18 protein-coding genes and 1 other RNA gene are annotated in these 15170 nt (G+C 39.8%); 4 read left to right on the top strand and 15 right to left on the bottom strand.

Annotation, left to right across the window (positions count from 1 at the left end; translation table 11 throughout):
• Positions 1 to 14: 14 nt before the first annotated feature.
• The 14 genes from MTT09_RS05205 to MTT09_RS05140 form a co-directional block, all read right to left on the bottom strand.
• Positions 15 to 1070, bottom strand: coding sequence for a glycoside hydrolase family 3 N-terminal domain-containing protein (locus tag MTT09_RS05205; protein ID WP_429802975.1), 1056 nt, complete (start codon positions 1068 to 1070; stop codon positions 15 to 17).
• Positions 1067 to 1957, bottom strand: coding sequence for an NAD(P)H-dependent glycerol-3-phosphate dehydrogenase (locus tag MTT09_RS05200; RefSeq protein WP_429802973.1), 891 nt, complete (start codon positions 1955 to 1957; stop codon positions 1067 to 1069). The genes MTT09_RS05205 and MTT09_RS05200 overlap by 4 nt, the downstream gene beginning before the upstream one ends.
• Positions 1958 to 1969: 12 nt before the next feature.
• Positions 1970 to 3391, bottom strand: a complete 1422-nt coding sequence (gene gatB / locus MTT09_RS05195) for an Asp-tRNA(Asn)/Glu-tRNA(Gln) amidotransferase subunit GatB (RefSeq protein WP_429802971.1) — start codon at positions 3389 to 3391, stop codon at positions 1970 to 1972.
• A 163-nt stretch (positions 3392 to 3554) separates the two neighbouring features.
• Positions 3555 to 4238 (bottom strand): F0F1 ATP synthase subunit A, encoded by a 684-nt coding sequence (locus MTT09_RS05190; RefSeq protein ID WP_002942300.1) that lies wholly within the window; start codon positions 4236 to 4238, stop codon positions 3555 to 3557.
• Positions 4239 to 4303: 65 nt separating this feature from the next.
• On the bottom strand, positions 4304 to 5065 hold the full coding sequence (locus MTT09_RS05185; protein ID WP_429802969.1) for a TSUP family transporter: 762 nt from the start codon (positions 5063 to 5065) through the stop codon (positions 4304 to 4306).
• Between the two features lie 124 nt (positions 5066 to 5189).
• The gene (locus MTT09_RS05180) at positions 5190 to 5726 is read right to left on the bottom strand and encodes a superoxide dismutase family protein (protein ID WP_196088398.1); all 537 of its coding nucleotides are present in this window, start codon (positions 5724 to 5726) and stop codon (positions 5190 to 5192) included.
• 66 nt (positions 5727 to 5792) lie between these two features.
• Positions 5793 to 6560 (bottom strand): TIGR02757 family protein, encoded by a 768-nt coding sequence (locus MTT09_RS05175; protein WP_429802967.1) that lies wholly within the window; start codon positions 6558 to 6560, stop codon positions 5793 to 5795.
• The gene (gene flgK / locus MTT09_RS05170) at positions 6557 to 8428 is read right to left on the bottom strand and encodes a flagellar hook-associated protein FlgK (RefSeq protein WP_002942291.1); all 1872 of its coding nucleotides are present in this window, start codon (positions 8426 to 8428) and stop codon (positions 6557 to 6559) included. The genes MTT09_RS05175 and flgK overlap by 4 nt, the downstream gene beginning before the upstream one ends.
• A gap of 3 nt (positions 8429 to 8431) precedes the next feature.
• Positions 8432 to 8863, bottom strand: coding sequence for a flagellar export chaperone FlgN (locus MTT09_RS05165; protein ID WP_429802965.1), 432 nt, complete (start codon positions 8861 to 8863; stop codon positions 8432 to 8434).
• 16 nt (positions 8864 to 8879) lie between these two features.
• Positions 8880 to 9083: a flagellar biosynthesis anti-sigma factor FlgM gene (locus MTT09_RS05160; protein WP_035142326.1), complete on the bottom strand. Its 204-nt coding sequence runs from the start codon at positions 9081 to 9083 to the stop codon at positions 8880 to 8882.
• 58 nt (positions 9084 to 9141) lie between these two features.
• A complete protein-coding gene (locus MTT09_RS05155) occupies positions 9142 to 9441 on the bottom strand; it encodes a rod-binding protein (protein ID WP_103605394.1) in 300 nt (99 codons plus the stop codon).
• Complete coding sequence (locus tag MTT09_RS05150; RefSeq protein ID WP_429802963.1) at positions 9441 to 10493, bottom strand: flagellar basal body P-ring protein FlgI; 1053 nt, start codon at positions 10491 to 10493, stop codon at positions 9441 to 9443. Before MTT09_RS05150 ends, MTT09_RS05155 begins: the two co-directional genes overlap by 1 nt.
• A gap of 56 nt (positions 10494 to 10549) precedes the next feature.
• The gene (gene rsmD, locus MTT09_RS05145) at positions 10550 to 11116 is read right to left on the bottom strand and encodes a 16S rRNA (guanine(966)-N(2))-methyltransferase RsmD (protein ID WP_103605396.1); all 567 of its coding nucleotides are present in this window, start codon (positions 11114 to 11116) and stop codon (positions 10550 to 10552) included.
• Positions 11113 to 11457: a hypothetical protein gene (locus tag MTT09_RS05140; protein ID WP_012001654.1), complete on the bottom strand. Its 345-nt coding sequence runs from the start codon at positions 11455 to 11457 to the stop codon at positions 11113 to 11115. The genes rsmD and MTT09_RS05140 overlap by 4 nt, the downstream gene beginning before the upstream one ends.
• Before the next feature lie 119 nt (positions 11458 to 11576).
• Here MTT09_RS05140 and MTT09_RS05135 point away from each other — a divergent pair, with 119 nt between their 5' ends.
• The 4 genes from MTT09_RS05135 to MTT09_RS05120 are packed head-to-tail and all read left to right on the top strand — an operon-like array spanning position 11577 to position 14336.
• The gene (locus MTT09_RS05135; RefSeq protein ID WP_021089781.1) at positions 11577 to 11972 is read left to right on the top strand and encodes a FlaG family protein; all 396 of its coding nucleotides are present in this window, start codon (positions 11577 to 11579) and stop codon (positions 11970 to 11972) included.
• A 2-nt stretch (positions 11973 to 11974) separates the two neighbouring features.
• A complete protein-coding gene (gene fliD, locus MTT09_RS05130; RefSeq protein WP_429802961.1) occupies positions 11975 to 13735 on the top strand; it encodes a flagellar filament capping protein FliD in 1761 nt (586 codons plus the stop codon).
• A gap of 9 nt (positions 13736 to 13744) precedes the next feature.
• A complete protein-coding gene (gene fliS / locus MTT09_RS05125) occupies positions 13745 to 14116 on the top strand; it encodes a flagellar export chaperone FliS (protein ID WP_009293744.1) in 372 nt (123 codons plus the stop codon).
• Complete coding sequence (locus tag MTT09_RS05120; RefSeq protein ID WP_429802959.1) at positions 14109 to 14336, top strand: hypothetical protein; 228 nt, start codon at positions 14109 to 14111, stop codon at positions 14334 to 14336. The genes fliS and MTT09_RS05120 overlap by 8 nt, the downstream gene beginning before the upstream one ends.
• 100 nt (positions 14337 to 14436) lie before the next feature.
• Here the strand turns inward: MTT09_RS05120 and rnpB are convergent.
• Positions 14437 to 14763: RNase P RNA component class A (rnpB, locus tag MTT09_RS05115), an RNA gene on the bottom strand.
• Positions 14764 to 15170: the final 407 nt, after the last annotated feature.

The following is a 15170-nucleotide window of genomic DNA, read 5'->3' as shown; positions in this document are numbered from 1 at the left end:
TATAAAAGCCAAATTTAAATCTTCGCTTTTAGAGCCATTATCCTCTTATATGAAGCGTCGATTCGCTCTTTGCTGATCTTTTTCTCATTTACAGCATCGATTATGATCTGAGTGATCAGATCAGCCGTTCTTTGGTTGTTTATTTTAAACTCGCTAAAGAGCAAGATATCGCCACCAGCGTTTATAAATTTCACCACTTTTTGAGCTAATGTCTCGTCGCCAACGCCTTTCATCAGCATATCATCGCTGATAACCACACCATTAAATTTAAGCTCATTTCGCAAAAGATCGGTTATTATTTTTTTAGAAAGTGTGGCTGGATTGTCCTCGTCGATGCCTTTTACAAAAAGGTGTCCGACCATGATGATCTGCGCTCTACCAGTGCTTATGGCGTCTTTGTATGGCAAAAGCGCGTCTTTACTTAGCGTGACCTCACTCTTATTTTTATGTGAGTCCTCTTTTGAGCTGCCATGCCCTGGAAAGTGTTTAAGTGTCGTTAGGATGCCCTGCTCTTTAAATGCGTCCATAAAGGCATCAGCGTAGATCACAACCTTGCTCGCATACTCGCTAAAAGCCCTTTGTTTAGCGGCGATGATCGGTGAGTTTTCATCGTGCAGATCAACCACTGGGGCGAAATTTAAATTTATGCCGCACTCTTTTAAATTTATAGCCATTTTTGAGTAGAGATCGTATGCACTTTTGATATCAAGCGTGCTTGCGACCTCGTATGCGCTAGGATATGGGCCATCAAAGCTCTTGTCCTTCATACGGCTTACGTTGCCGCCCTCTTCGTCGATAGCGATGAAAATTTTAGGGCTTTTCTCTTTAATCGCCTTTATGCTCGCTTTTAGCTGGGCTTTGCTGGTGACATTTCTGCCAAGTAGCATCACTCCGCCAAATCTCTCGTACCCAGCATCGCTTAACATCGCGCGAAACGCAGCGTCTTTTGTGCTAGCGCCGTTAAAGCCGACCATTATCATCTGCGAGACCTTGGCTCTTAGGCTCACCTCAGCGCCATTTAGCCCCAGAGCAAAAATAGCCCCAAAAAGTATAAATTTAAAAGCTCTCATCTTCTTCCCAAAAGCGATTTAACGCTCTCAAAAACGTCTTTGCCATTTAGCATATTTTCTACCTCACTGGCAATCGGCACGTAAATGCCTCTCTCTTTTGCGATCTTGCTAATAGCCCTTGCAGTATCCACGCCCTCTGCCACCTCGCCAAGCTCATTTAAAATTTTCTCCAGTCTCTCGTGCCTTGCGATGCCAAGACCCACGCGGTAGTTGCGTGAAAGTATCGATGAAGCGGTTAAAAACAGGTCCCCTGCGCCACTTAGCCCCATAAATGTCTCATCTTTTGCACCAAAAAATTTGCCAAATCTAGCCATCTCGACAAGCCCACGTGAAATGAGACTTGCTCTTGCGTTGTTACCAAGACCAAGTCCGTCGCAGATACCACCAGCTATGGCGATCACGTTTTTATAGGCTCCACACACCTCAGCGCCGATCACATCATCAGATGTGTATGCCTTCATATAGCTTGGGAAAAATGAGGCAAATTTTAAAGCTAAATTTTGGTTTTTAGAATTTACCACCAATGCGCAAGGCAGCTTTTGCATGATCTCTTTTGCAAAGGTCGGCCCAGAAAGAAAAGCCAAATTTTCACTATCCACAAAGTCTTCATAAATTTCATTTAGAAATTTGAGATTTGCCGTGTCTATGCCCTTGCTGGCGACTAAGATCTTTTGACCTTTGTTTTTGTAGTTTTGCTTTAGCCATAAATTTGTAGCTTGCGTTGGGATCGTGCAGACTAGGTACTCGCACTCCAAAGCCTCCTCTAAGCTTACAAAATTTGGCATCTCTCTTGGCGTTCTTGAGCTAATGACGCACTCGTTATTTTCACTAAATGCGTGAAATAGCGCACTGCCCCACTTACCAGCTCCGATGACTGCTATGCTCATTTTAGCCCTTTTTTAGCCTATTTTGGCCTTTAAAAGCTCATTGACCTTGCCTGGGTTAAAGGCACCCTTGCCCTCTTTCATCACTTGACCGACAAAGAAGCCAAACATCTTATCTTTGCCGTTTTTATACTCTTCGACTTTGTCGGCGTTTGCAGCTAAAATTTGATCTATGATCGCGATGATCGCTGAGTCGTCGCTCACTTGTTTTAAGCCAAGCTTTTCGATGACACTATCTACGTCCGCGTCATGCTCCATTAGATAGTCTAGCACATCTTTTGCAGCCTTGCCGCTTATCGTGCCATCTTCTATGCGTTTTAGTAAATTTATCATCTTGGCGCTGCTAACTGGGCTTGTCTCGATCGTTACGCCGTTATTTAAACGACCAAGAAGCTCGACTATGAGCCACGTAGTAGCAAGCTTTGGCTGAATTCCAGCGGCGATCAGCTCCTCAAAATATCTAGCCATCTCAACGCTTTGGGTTAAATTTAGCGCATCACTCTCTTTTACACCTAGCTCGCTAACATATCTTGCGACCTTTTGCTCGGCAAGCTCTGGAATTTTGATCGCTTCATTATACATCTCTTCTGATACTTCAACAGGCAGCAAGTCAGGGTCAGGAAAATACCTATACTCCGCACTATCCTCTTTGCCACGCATAGATCTTGTCACTAAATTTGTCGTGTCAAACAGCCTTGTCTCTTGATAGACCTCTTCATCGTATTTGCCATCTTCCCATGCTGCACTTTGGCGCTCTACCTCATAATCAATCGCCTTTTGGATAAATTTAAATGAGTTTAGGTTCTTTATCTCGACCCTTGTGTAAAGCTTGGTGTCGCCTTTTGGACGGATAGAAACGTTTGCGTCGCAGCGGAAACTACCTTCTTGCATATTTGCGTCGCTGATGTTTAAAAAGCGAAGGATAGAGTGCAATTTTTTAAGATAAGCCACCGCCTCGTCGCTACTTCTAAGGTCTGGCTCGCTAACTATCTCAAGAAGCGGCGTGCCGGCCCTGTTTAGATCGACTAAACTCTCGTTTTCTTCGTGGATGTTCTTGCCAGCGTCCTCTTCAAGGTGCGCTCTTGTTACGCCGATGCGTTTTTTAGTGCCATTTACGTCGATGATGAGCTCGCCACCTTCAACGATAGGTATCTCAAACTGTGAAATTTGATATGCCTTTGGAAGGTCTGGGTAGAAGTAGTTTTTTCTATTAAAGACTGATTTTTTATTTATCTTAGCGTTTATCGCTGTGCCAAAGCTGATCGCCTTTTTGACCGCCTCTTTATTTAGCACAGGTAGCGCTCCAGGCAGAGCTAGGCAGGTCGGACAAACGTGAGTGTTCGCCTCGTCGCCAAAGCTAGTTGAGCAAGAGCAGAAAATTTTAGTTTTTGTATTAAGCTGAGTGTGAACTTCTAAACCGATAACGACTTCAAACATATTTTTACCTTTAAATTTATGCAAATTTTTAGTGCGTATTTTAGCGATACTTTCTTTTAAAATATCTAAAGGAGTGCTTTGGTGATATATTTATATGGGTTAAAAAGGTTTTTGAAGAATAAATTTAAAAGAGAAAAGCCATATAAAAATATGGCTTTAAATTTTAATGTTCGTGCTCGCTAATAGCGACTGCGCCAGCTAGATAAACGTAAGTTAGCATCATGAAGATAAATGTTTGCAAAACAGCCATAAGTGTTAGAAGTGCAAAGGCAGGAAGTGGAGCAAACCAAGGTGCAAGTGTAAGCATCGCAAGCAAGAACAAGTCGTCACCTTTGATGTTACCAAAAAGACGGAAAGATAGCGAAACTACACGTGAAAGATGTGAGATGACTTCGACTGGAAACATTATAGGAGCTAGAAATTTGTTTGGTCCCATGAAGTGTCCAAAGTATTTGAAAAAGCCATTTTCTCTAATGCCCTCAAAGTTGTAGTAAATAAATACAACCAAAGCCAAAACTAGAGTTAAATTTAAGCTTGAGCTTGGTGACTCAAAGCCAGGGATGATGCCGATGACGTTTGAGAAAAATACGATAAAGCCGATAGTTGCGACAAGTGGAAGGTATTTTCTAGCTAGCTTTTCGCTACCTAAAGTATCCTTGCCCATAGAGATAACACCCTCTAAATAAGCCTCAACTATGTTTTGAAGGCCTCTTGGCACAAGCTGCATCTTGCTTCTTGCGATGTAAGCAACTATGAGGATGATCAAAGCTACAAGGCAAAAGTGAAACGCATAGACAAAGGCATGTGAATGGTTTAGCAAATTTGAGAATAGAAACAAATCTTTCATTGATTTACCTTAGATTTAGAATTTTGCGTGATTGTAACAAAATTATTGTTAAAACATTTTTAATTTTAAGTCTTGAAATAGTCAAAAAGCAGTTTGCAAATGGTCGCTGCGACAACTATCAAAAACATCGTTCTAATAAATTTGACCTCTTTTTTGATGACCAAATTTGAGCCAAAATAAGCTCCTAAAATTTGCCCTACAGCCATCAAAAAGCCAACTAGCCAAAGTATCTGCCCGCCTGCTATAAAAACGCCAAGTGCTACGATGTTGCTGGTGAAATTTAAAGCTTTTGTGTGAGCGACCGCCTTTTTTAAATTTAGCCCAATTAAAGCCACCATCGCAAACATCCAAAACGAGCCTGCACCTGGGCCAAAAAAGCCATCATAAAAGCCAAGAATTAGTCCAAAAACGACGTAAAATAGCCTCTCATTCATCTTTGCAGCCCTGTCGCTCTCGCCTATTTTTGGCATAAAAAGCGTGTAGATGAAGATGGCGATTAGTAAAAATGGGATGATTATTTTTAAGAAATTTGCATTTAAAAATAAGATGAGCGTTGCGCCAATGAGGGCTCCAATAAATGTAAAAACTATTCCAACAAAGCACTCTTTGTAATTAATCAGCCCTTTTTTAGTGAAATTTAGCGTTGCCGTGAAGCTGCCAAATACGCCTTGAAGCTTGTTTGTGCCAAGGGCAAGATGAGGTGGCACGCCCATAGCCATGATGGCTGGCAGAGTGATCAGTCCGCCGCCTCCTGCGATCGCGTCGATAAAACCACCCAAAAACGCGGCGATAAAAAAGACAGTGTAGCTAAGTAGGTCAAATTCCATTTTTATTCTTTGTAAATTTAAGTTTAAAATTTTGAAATTTCATCTTAGAAATGGGGTTAAATTTGAGCACTAAATTTAAAAAGCCTTTAAATATATAAATTTAAAGGCTTTTTGTGAGGTTTAATTATTTAATAACGCCGCAAAGCATTCTAGCACCGCCACCGCCAAGTGCTTTTGGCTGGTCGCTGTGGTTATCGCCACCGACATGAACCATTAGTGAGTGACCTTTTAGCTCGTCAAGATTTTTTATCTTTGGAGCTAGCACTGGGTAGTTTGCATTACCCTCAGCGTCTACGTAAAGCGCAGGTAGATCGCCTTTGTGGCCATTGTCGTCCCATGCAAATGAGTGCATTTTTGTTTCAGCTGGATCCCAGTGACCGCCTGCTTTCATACCAAGACCTTTTTCAGTCGCGCCACAGTCAGCATTTTGGTGAACGTGGAAGCCGTGAAGTCCTGCAGGAAGACCTTTAAGATTTGGGAAAAGTGCAACGCCGTAGTTTGTCTTAACAGCTACTACTTCGCCAACGTTTTTGTCGCCTTTTTCGCTTAGTTCGCTAACTGGGATCACAAGATGCTCGCCAGCCTTTGGATCAAAGTGATGACCCTCGTGAGCAAAAAGTAGTGTTCCTAGAACAGCACTTAGTAAAACGATTTTTTTCATACACACTCCTTATGGATAAAATTGTAGGTGAAGTCTATCTAAAATTTAAAAATTTAGCAATAATTTTTATTTTTTGAGATTTTTTACGATAGTTTCTAGCTCTTTGCTTTGGCCTATTCTGTAAAGTGCAAAGTCATATTTTATCGGGTCAAGCTCGTCAAATTCTCTAAGTTTTTTTGTAAGCTCCATGACTGCTTTGAAGTCGTAGCTCTTTCTATTTATAAGGCCTAAATTTAACGAAACTCTATGCGTGTGCACGTCAAGTGGCATCAAAAGTCTATCTTTTGGCAAATTTTTAAATAGCCCAAGGTCGATGTCGCTATCTCGTACCATCCAGCGAAGGTACATATTGTAGCGTTTATATGGGCTTTGTGGCTCTTTGCTAAAGCTCTTACCAAAGAAAAACTCATATCCGTCCGAGCGGTAAGAATTTAGCCCATAAATAAATTTAATAAGCTCATTTACGCCCTCTATCATCTCGCCATTTTTTGCTAGCCCTCTACCTAAAATTTCCTCTATACCACCCTCTTTTTTCAGGCGTGAGAGCGTGATAAAAATTTCTCTCACATCATTTTCATTTTGAAAGCGGTATTTAAAATTTGACAGATTTTTCTTGATATTTTGCTCGCTCTCATCAAGCAGGTTAAATTCAAGCGAATTTAGAAATTTCACTATCATTTTTGCGTTGCCATAGGCAAATAACGCGCAAATGAGTGCTATGTTTGGCTCTTTAAATTTAGTAGCTACTTGAAGTGGGTCCGGGGCGTCAAATAGCCCCGAATTTGTATTTTTACTAAGTACGTGTGAGTCTAAAAGGCTCTTTAGTTCGCTCATTGTTTTAGTGAAAGAAGCGTATCAAGCATCTGATCAACGGTCGTGATGATCTTTGCAGCTGCGCCGTAGCTTGCTTGAAAGCGGATCAAGTTTGTAAGCTCTTCGTTGGTATCTACGCCACTTGTTGATTGAAACTCCTCTTCGGCAGTCCTTTGCAAAGATGTATTTGTGTCGTGGATAGTGTTGTTTGCCTCGGTATCGCTCGCCATATCGGTCGTAAAATATCGGTAATATCCCTCGATCGTCTCATCTCTATCAAGCGCAGTGCCACTTGAGTAAAATGTCTGCTTTTGGTACTGAAGCTGTATCATCTTGTTTGCGACTTCGTTGTTTCCCACGACTGGCTTTGAGTATGCGCGAAGCTTTGTATGATCTTGGGTGAAATTTTGATTGATGCCTATTGTATTTGAGTTTGTGCCAGAAAAAAATCTGTTGATACCAACAACGCCTGGGAAATTTGTGCCGTGATCGACTATTGAGATGCTATAAAGCCCTTGAGCTTGCTTTGGTATGAGCGCAAATGTGCCTTGGTGCGTGTTTTTATCATAAAAATACGACGCTTCAAAAAAGTCATCGACGTCATTTAGCATGTTGTTGTCGTTGTTATCGTCTGAATTTGAGTTAAAATCCTGCACAACAGAGTTGCCGTATTTTGTATCATTCATCGTCGTTGTGCCGTTTATCTCGATAGTTTTTTTAGCTACGACGTTACCTTTGTTGTCATAAACGATAGCATCAAAACTGCCGTTTCTTATGCTGTTGTCGTGGTTCATAAGTGTCTTGTCATTTTCTAGATAGCTGATCGGATCTGAGTTTGAAATTTCAACCGCAGACTCAGCATAGACGTTGTTTGTGCTAGTTATTAAAGTTTTTGAAAATGTATTTAGGTTGTCGATATATTTTTGGATGATACCATCGCTAAATTTATCATTATCTGGCTCGTAGTTGCGGCCTCTAAGATCAAGTGCAGCGCCTATCTTGCCATTTGTGATCTTCTCCTCCATAGGGATGCGTCTGCCATCTTCTCTTTCATAGTAAATTTTTGTGTATTGCCCACTCTCGGTTGAGCTCATAGAAATTTCATGAAAATTTACGCCATCAACGATGCTCACACCGCCTATGTTTAGGTTGTAGTATCTTCCTTGATCGCTTATGCCTGTATCTATCCTTGACTCGCTTTTTAGATCGCTTTTATAAACGGCTGTATTTACTAGCTTTGACATAGCAAGCTCTAGCTCATCGCGCTTGTCACGAAGATCGTTTGCATTTATCTTGATGCCAGCATCTGCGCCAGATTCAACTCTTTGAATTTGTTTATTGATATTTGCTATTTGCTTGCCAAGTGAGTTTATCTCGTTTATATTTATCTTTATAGTCTCATCTATCTGCGTGTGCATATCATAAAGCATCTTTGATGAGCGGTTGATGCTAGCTGTTAAAACGCTAGCTTTGTTTATCAAATTTACCTTTTGAGCGCCCTCGTCTGGGTTTGAAGCAAAGTTGTTCCACGCAGCAAAATACTCCTGTATATCTTTTACCATGCCGTTATCTTTTAGATCTGGGAAGTATTTTGTCGCCTCTTGTAAAATTCTTTGCTTATAGCCTGTATTTTCTAAATTTGATGATGAATATTTTAATCTTGAATAGGCAAACTCGTCGTGAAGTCTTGTCACAGTATCTACTTGCGTACCTGTGCCAACGCCACCAGGGACAGTGTTCATCGCTGGAGATGCAGACTGGACTACACGTTGTCTTGTGTAGTAGTTACTATCGGCGTTTGTGATGTTGTTTCCAGTTGTGCTTATTTGCACTTGGGCTGCATTTAGCCCTGAAACGCCCGTGCCTAATGACATAAAGATATTAGCCATTTTTTAAACCCTTGATTTGTAAAAATTATTATCTGTGCCGCTGCCGTCTTGGCCGTATTCATTAGTCTGAGTACCAAAGACTTTTTTGCTAAGCGAGTCAAAAAACTCCTTAACAACAACGACGTGTCTTGCATATTCTTTATTTACTTTATGCAAAATTTCAAGCTTTGAACGCATAAGCACCAGCTTTGACTTCACTTCATCATATAAAACGTTTGCAAGTGTCGTAGTGCCACTCTCTTTTGAAACCCTTAATAGCTCTTTATCCAAAGATCTTTTAGTATCTTCAAAAGCGCGCACGAGAGCATTTTTCTTCTTCACACTCTCATCAACGCTTGAGTGCTTTGCCTCTTTTATGTTGGCGATATCTTGCATCGTTAAATTTATAAGCTCGTCTAGCTCGCCTATGGCCTCGTCCAAAAGCTTCTTTATCATTTAAATTCCTTTAAATTTAGAGCAACGCATCAGCCACAGCTTTTGCTGTTTTAGAGATATCTACCTGATAGGTGCCATTTGCTATTGCATCAGCTATCTCTTTTACTCTTGCGTTTTCGTTTGTTTTTACTTCTTTGTTTTCATTTTCAACTCTAGCATCGCTATTTTTATTTAGCGTATTTGCCTGGTAGTTTGGTCTTTGGTTCAAAGGAGTTATCATATCCATACCTCTTAAAATAAAATGTTTATATCACTACATCGGCAAAATATAAATTTACTTAAGAGTCTCTCTTCAAAAAATCGTATAAAAGTTCTGAAAAACCTAAATTTCCACTCAAAGCTTTGCTCATAGCGTCGTTATACATAGACTTGTAAATGTCGCTGCCAGCGGCTTTTGGATAGAGTGAGTTCTTATCATCTTCTTTTAAAGCGATATCAAGAACAGCTTTTACCATAAATGCTTCAAAAGCATCAGTTTGCTCTTTTAAAAGTGCATCTTGTTTGGCATTTGCGTTTTTTATCTTGTTTGCTGAGATATCACTATATGAATTTAGTGCTAGGGTGTTGTCTATTTGCATTATATTATCTCCAGATCGACTTGTATCGCGCCAACTCTTTTTAAATTTTCAAGTATCGAGATGATGTCGCTTGGTGTTGCTCCAAGCTTGTTTAGCGCTCTTGTCACGTTTGCAACGGTTGTTTTCTCGCCTGAAATTTTAAGTAAATTTTGACTAGGAGCTACTGAGGTGTCGCTACCTATATTTACATCATTTTGTGCTGCCTCTTCGTAGCTATTTGGCTCTATCTTTATAGTTATGGCGCCATGAGTTATCACGACTGGACTAACTACCGCGTTTATACCGCTAACTATCGTGCCAGTTCTCTCATCAACTACGATCTTCTCATCTGGCTTATACTCCACATCAAGATCAAGCACAGCGCTTGCAAGCTCGATGATACTAACATCATCTGGCTTTTTAACAATAACCGTTCTTGGATCGATCGCCTTTGCTGTATCGTCTGAAATGTTTGCATTTATGGCATTTTGGATATCAAGAGCGATTTTAAAATTTGTATCTTTTAGGCTTAGTTTTATGCTATCTTGGTTGTAGATATCGTAAGTTACTTCACGCTCCACAAGGGCGCCATTTAAGATAGTGCCAACGGTTGGGTGGTTGCCACCACTTCTGCCCGCGCTCTTGCCACCGATGCTTAGAGGTCCTTGAGCCAAAGCGTAGATATCGCCATCAACGCCTTTTAGTGGAGTCATAAGAAGGGTGCCACCTTGCAAGCTTTTTGCATCGCCGATAGACGAGATCTCTATATCAAGCTTGTCGCCATGTCTTGCAAATGCAGGCAATTTTGCTGTGACCATAACAGCGGCTGCGTTTTTTGACTTGATATCATCTGGATTTATCTTGACATTTACGCCTTGAAGCATGTTTGATAGCGACTGGATCGTAAATTTTGACGTTGAGCCATCCCCTGTGCCGTTTAGTCCAACGACTAAACCATAGCCTATTAGCTGGTTATCCCTTACGCCAACGATGTTTGCAAGCTCTTTTATCTGCGTAGCAAAGGCTGAAGTAGCTATCACTGAAGCTGCTACAAAAGATAAAATTTTTTTCATATTTTTTCCTAAAATTTAGCTATTTTAGGTTTTTAAAGCAAAAGATGTTCCAAATTTTACTGAAAATAAGAGAGAGAAGTAGCTCCAAATTTTTTAAATTTAACAAGCTTATACGCAGAAATTTCATCGCCAAATTTAAAGTCGCTGTTATGCTCAAAAACTATCATATAAATTTTCTCTTTTTTTAGCTGCGAGATCAAATTTACAAGCTTTTCGTAGATATCATCAAAGCCAGCTCTTATGTCAAATGGCGGGTCAAGATAGAGCAAAACCTTGCCATTTTGCGAATTTACAAGATCAGGCAAAAGCGCAAAGCTGTCGCCATTTATCGCTTTTAAATTTGCACACTCTAAGCTAGCAAGATTGCTTTGAGTGATCTTAAAAGCGGCTCTATCTTTTTCGATAGCGATAGCCTCGCGCGCTCCGTTACTAACAGCCTCGCTTGCCATCACGCCGCTTCCGCCAAAACCCTCTATAAATGTAAGCGAGTAAATTTCATCTCTAATGACATTAAAAAAGGACTCTTTTACGATGCTTTTTGTGCTTCTAGTCGTGCTTAGACTTGGTAGCTCAAGCCTTTTGCCTTTAAATTTACCACTTGAAATTTTGGTGTAGAGTTTCACTGATTTGCCCTTAAAATTTCAAGCAGATCAGCTTTAAATTTATCTATTAAAAGTGATACTTTTTGCTCCAAACTCTTTTCATTTACTATCTGATCTGGCTCTTTTGCCTTTGAAATTTGCGTGGCTGAGTAAAACTCCTCGAGCGTATCAAGAAGAGTGGCTCTTGTGAATGGATGAGAGAGATGAGCGTTCTTACCTATTATAAATAGCGGTTTTTTTGTGACGATTTCGCGGTCACTTACTACAAAATCACAATCCTTATGATGAGCGGCTAAATTTCCACAAAAAAGCAGCAAGGTCTTTTGCAGCAAAATGCAGTCGCATTCAAATGAAATTTTCATATCCCGTCCTATAAATTTTGCTCGATTTTAACCTAAATAATCAAAAATTTATATAAATACTAAAGGAATTTAAAATTTTACCGATGTAGGAGCTAGCGTAAGTTTTAAGGAGTAAAACTATGGAAATTTTCAAAGCAGCGGCAAATCAAACACTTGATGCAAACATGAGCACGTCGGCTCAGCGTCAGATAGATAGCAGACCTATCGAGCACTCAGATGTAAAAGTAAATGCCGACAAAAACGGCAAATCAAAGGATGCTAACGAGCTTGACGGACTTAGCAACGAGGATCTTGCTAGAAAGACAAGAGAGGTTACTGATAGGCTAAACTATCAGATGCAGCAGCTCGATACTAATGTAAGATTTGCTTACAACGAGAAGTTAAATTTAATGGTAGTGCAAGTAAAAGACGCCAAAACGGGCGAAGAGATAACACAGCTTCCAAGCAAAGAAGCTATAAAAATCAGCGAGTATTTCAAAGAAAGTATCGGAATACTTTTTGACAAGGAGAGTTAAAAATGGCAGTAGGTAACGTAACAAATTTAGGCATCGGTACAAAAAATAGCGGCCTAAACGATGAGCTTATCAAGAAACTAAAAGAGGCTGATGAGGCTGGACAGATCAAGCCACTTACAACAAGGCTTGAGAAAAATGAGCTTAAGCAAAAGGACCTTGCGGCTCTAAAAACTCTTGTTAGCAACGTAAATGTTAGTGGCAAAACACTTGGCGGCGAGGCACTTTATCTAAAAAGAAATACAAATAACGCTGGCAAAAGCGTCACAGCTTCTGCTGCAAACGGCGTTAGCGTGCAAAGCTTTAATATCGATGTGCAAAAACTTGCTCAAAAAGATACATTTCAAAGCAAAAATTTCAAAAAAGCTTCAGAAATAGTGGGCGCAACAAGCACTGGCTCATTTGACGTTGAGATCGACGGACAAAAATTCTCTATCGGCGTGACAAGATCGACAACTTATCAAGATATCGTTGATAAGATAAATGACATAAGTGGTGGCAAGTTGCAAGCTAGAATTTTAAATGTTGGTGGCGACAAACCAAATCAAATAATGCTTCAATCAGGCAAAACTGGCGCTACGCAGACTATCAAAATTTCAAACGATACATCTGGTATCTTAGACAAGCTTGGCTGGGATGATACGCAGTTTCAAGACACAGATGAGAGCGGCGCACTATTAACAAATCCTGATGGTTCGCCAAAGATGACATCAAATTTGGAAAAAAATAGAATTCAAAAAGCACAAGACGCAGAATTTACATATAATGGCGTAAATGTTAAAAGGGATAAAAATACATTTGATAATCTAAGACCAGGTGTTACTATAACACTAAATGAGGTTGGTAAAACAAATGTTAGCATTTCACAAAATACAGACGAAGTCATAAAAGCGGTTGAAGAGTTTATAAAAGACTACAACTTAATGACCATGAACCTTGGCATCGCGACAAGCTATGATGAGGAAAAAGGCGCCGGCACCTTCCAAGGCGTGAGCGAAATTTCAGGCCTTAGATCAAACATCGGCCGTCTCATAAACGGACAAGATAGTGAAGGAAAGGCGTTAAGTAAATTTGGCATAACGCCTGATAAAGATGGTCAGCTTCAGCTTGATCTAAATAAATTTAACGCTGCTCTTAGCAAAGATCCTGAGGAAATTCAGAGATTTTTCATGGGATCAAACAAGACTGAGCCGATAACTCACATGGGAAATGCTCCAGTTAGCGCCGGAGCTCTAAACATAGCAGCTGGTGATCTTACGATAAATGGCAAGTCAGTTATTTTCTCAACCGCAGCTGGCTCATCAGCTGAGGACAACGCTCTAAAGCTTCAACAAGCTATAAATGACGCAGGTATTGAGGGTGTCACAGCTAGCCTTGATCAAAGTGGCAAGAGAATAATCCTAAAAAGAAATGACGGTCAAAGTTTGGAGATAAAAGGCAACAGCACAGCCCTTGCAAGCCTAGGCATGAGCGAAGCAACTGTAAATCCAGTGACCAAAAAGACAGATGGTCTATTTACAAGACTTAATAAGATGCTTGATGGTGTCGTTGGCAAAGATGGCACAATGATTGCTATGCAAAATCAGCTAAGAGATGAAAACAAATCAATTGCAGACAACAAAGAGGCTACACAAAAGCTTTTAGATGAGAAGTATACAACGATGCAAGAGCGCTTCATCAAGTATAACGCTATCATCGCAAGTTTAGAAAATCAGTTCTCAACTCTAAAATCAATGATAGATGCTGAAATAAACAGTAGAAAATAAGAGAAAAAAATGAATCAAAGCGCATATAGTGCATACGCACAGTCGAGTTTTGGGGGCATTGAGTCCCCAACTAAATTAATAGAAATGCTTTATGATGGGATTTTGAAATTTATATTTCGCACCAAAAAAGCGATCGAAGCTGGAGATATAGAGAAAAAAGTCTATTATATAAACAGAGCAAACGCTATCTTTGTCGAGCTTTTAAACTCGCTTGATTATTCTCAAGGCGATGTGGCTCACTATCTTAGCGGACTTTATACAAGACAGATGCAGCTTCTTGCTATGGCAAATATCCAAAACGATATTAACGCGCTAAATGAAGTAACAAATGTCGTAAAGCAGTTATCAGAAGCATGGAGGGAGGTAACATCAGGTGAATAGCTGGATCAATGAATTTAAGCTAGCGTTAATAAACGAAGATACAAGAAAGCTAGCTGCACTATCACAAAGCTTTAGCAAAGATATGTTTAAAAGCTTAGCTTCGGCTCAAGAGGCAAAGGCCTTGATAGGTGGCGCGATAGAGCTTTTTAAAACTAAATCTTCACACATCCAAAACGAGCTTACAAAACTACAAAAAGCTCAAAAATACGTAAAAAACTAATCTAAACTCAAACTTTCAAGGCACGGCATATCTGCCGGTTCTGTCTTGAAAATCTTTTAAATTTACAAACTGCTTGCTACTTGAAATTTACTCTAAATTTAAGGGAGGCACGGCGTTAAGCCGAGTTCTGTCTTGAGCGATCATTTATCTACGCTTGCTTTTACAAACAAGCTCTAGCGAAGGGTTTTAATATAAGACCAAAACCATCCCTTCTTACTGCAAGTTGGGTTTATATGGCCACGCAAGTTACCAAGCGTGCCGGTGGGCTCTTACCCCGCCGTTTCACCTTTACCGCCAAGGCGGAAGTTTGCTTTCTGTTACACTATCCCTTAGGTTTCCCTAGCCATCCGTTAGATGGAACTTTGTCTTATCGCAGCTCGGACTTTCCTCTTTTGCAAGATGCAAAAGCGACCGCTTACCGTGCCAGAGCGTGATTATATTTAAAAATATATAAATTTACCCTGCGACCAAATTTTTCATTAAATTTTGCAAATTTATCTAGGAATTTTTTTGATTTTTGAGCATAAATTTTGTCACAACTTGGTATGAAATTAATTTTTTTATTTAATCTTTTTAAAATTTCTTTACAAAAACAAGAGTAAAACGCTCCAAATTTCACTTTTTTGTTATTTTGCTTTGGACCTTAAACTAATCTAATAAAACAGACGACAAATCAACAAAAAGATACAAATTTAAATTTTAATCCCTCAAAAGCGCAAATTTCTTGCTTTTGCCAAACTATAAATTTTGCTTAAAAAGCTAAATTTAAATAGCAATTTTTTATAAATTTTTGCTCCAGTTTCATAAAAGTTATAATTATAAATACAAAGCAAA

It is taken from the genome of Campylobacter concisus (assembly GCF_050447505.1).
In the GTDB taxonomy this organism is placed as follows: domain Bacteria; phylum Campylobacterota; class Campylobacteria; order Campylobacterales; family Campylobacteraceae; genus Campylobacter_A; species Campylobacter_A concisus_BP.
The sequence above is the reverse complement of the archived record's forward strand: the minus strand, read 5'-3'. Positions and strand labels throughout refer to the sequence as shown.

Excerpts from the sequence above, each read along its gene's own strand:
- MTT09_RS05175 (WP_429802967.1), bottom strand. The coding sequence starts at position 6,560 with ATGAGCGAACTAAAGAGCCTTTTAGACTCACACGTACTTAGTAAAAAT.
- MTT09_RS05200 (WP_429802973.1), bottom strand. The coding sequence starts at position 1,957 with ATGAGCATAGCAGTCATCGGAGCTGGTAAGTGGGGCAGTGCGCTATTT.
- MTT09_RS05185 (WP_429802969.1), bottom strand. The coding sequence starts at position 5,065 with ATGGAATTTGACCTACTTAGCTACACTGTCTTTTTTATCGCCGCGTTT.
- MTT09_RS05155 (WP_103605394.1), bottom strand. The coding sequence starts at position 9,441 with ATGCAAATAGACAACACCCTAGCACTAAATTCATATAGTGATATCTCA.
- MTT09_RS05180 (WP_196088398.1), bottom strand. The coding sequence starts at position 5,726 with ATGAAAAAAATCGTTTTACTAAGTGCTGTTCTAGGAACACTACTTTTT.
- MTT09_RS05160 (WP_035142326.1), bottom strand. The coding sequence starts at position 9,083 with ATGATAACTCCTTTGAACCAAAGACCAAACTACCAGGCAAATACGCTA.
- fliS (WP_009293744.1), top strand. The coding sequence starts at position 13,745 with ATGAATCAAAGCGCATATAGTGCATACGCACAGTCGAGTTTTGGGGGC.
- MTT09_RS05190 (WP_002942300.1), bottom strand. The coding sequence starts at position 4,238 with ATGAAAGATTTGTTTCTATTCTCAAATTTGCTAAACCATTCACATGCC.
- MTT09_RS05165 (WP_429802965.1), bottom strand. The coding sequence starts at position 8,863 with ATGATAAAGAAGCTTTTGGACGAGGCCATAGGCGAGCTAGACGAGCTT.
- MTT09_RS05150 (WP_429802963.1), bottom strand. The coding sequence starts at position 10,493 with ATGAAAAAAATTTTATCTTTTGTAGCAGCTTCAGTGATAGCTACTTCA.
- gatB (WP_429802971.1), bottom strand. The coding sequence starts at position 3,391 with ATGTTTGAAGTCGTTATCGGTTTAGAAGTTCACACTCAGCTTAATACA.
- flgK (WP_002942291.1), bottom strand. The coding sequence starts at position 8,428 with ATGGCTAATATCTTTATGTCATTAGGCACGGGCGTTTCAGGGCTAAAT.
- MTT09_RS05205 (WP_429802975.1), bottom strand. The coding sequence starts at position 1,070 with ATGAGAGCTTTTAAATTTATACTTTTTGGGGCTATTTTTGCTCTGGGG.
- MTT09_RS05135 (WP_021089781.1), top strand. The coding sequence starts at position 11,577 with ATGGAAATTTTCAAAGCAGCGGCAAATCAAACACTTGATGCAAACATG.
- fliD (WP_429802961.1), top strand. The coding sequence starts at position 11,975 with ATGGCAGTAGGTAACGTAACAAATTTAGGCATCGGTACAAAAAATAGC.
- MTT09_RS05140 (WP_012001654.1), bottom strand. The coding sequence starts at position 11,457 with ATGAAAATTTCATTTGAATGCGACTGCATTTTGCTGCAAAAGACCTTG.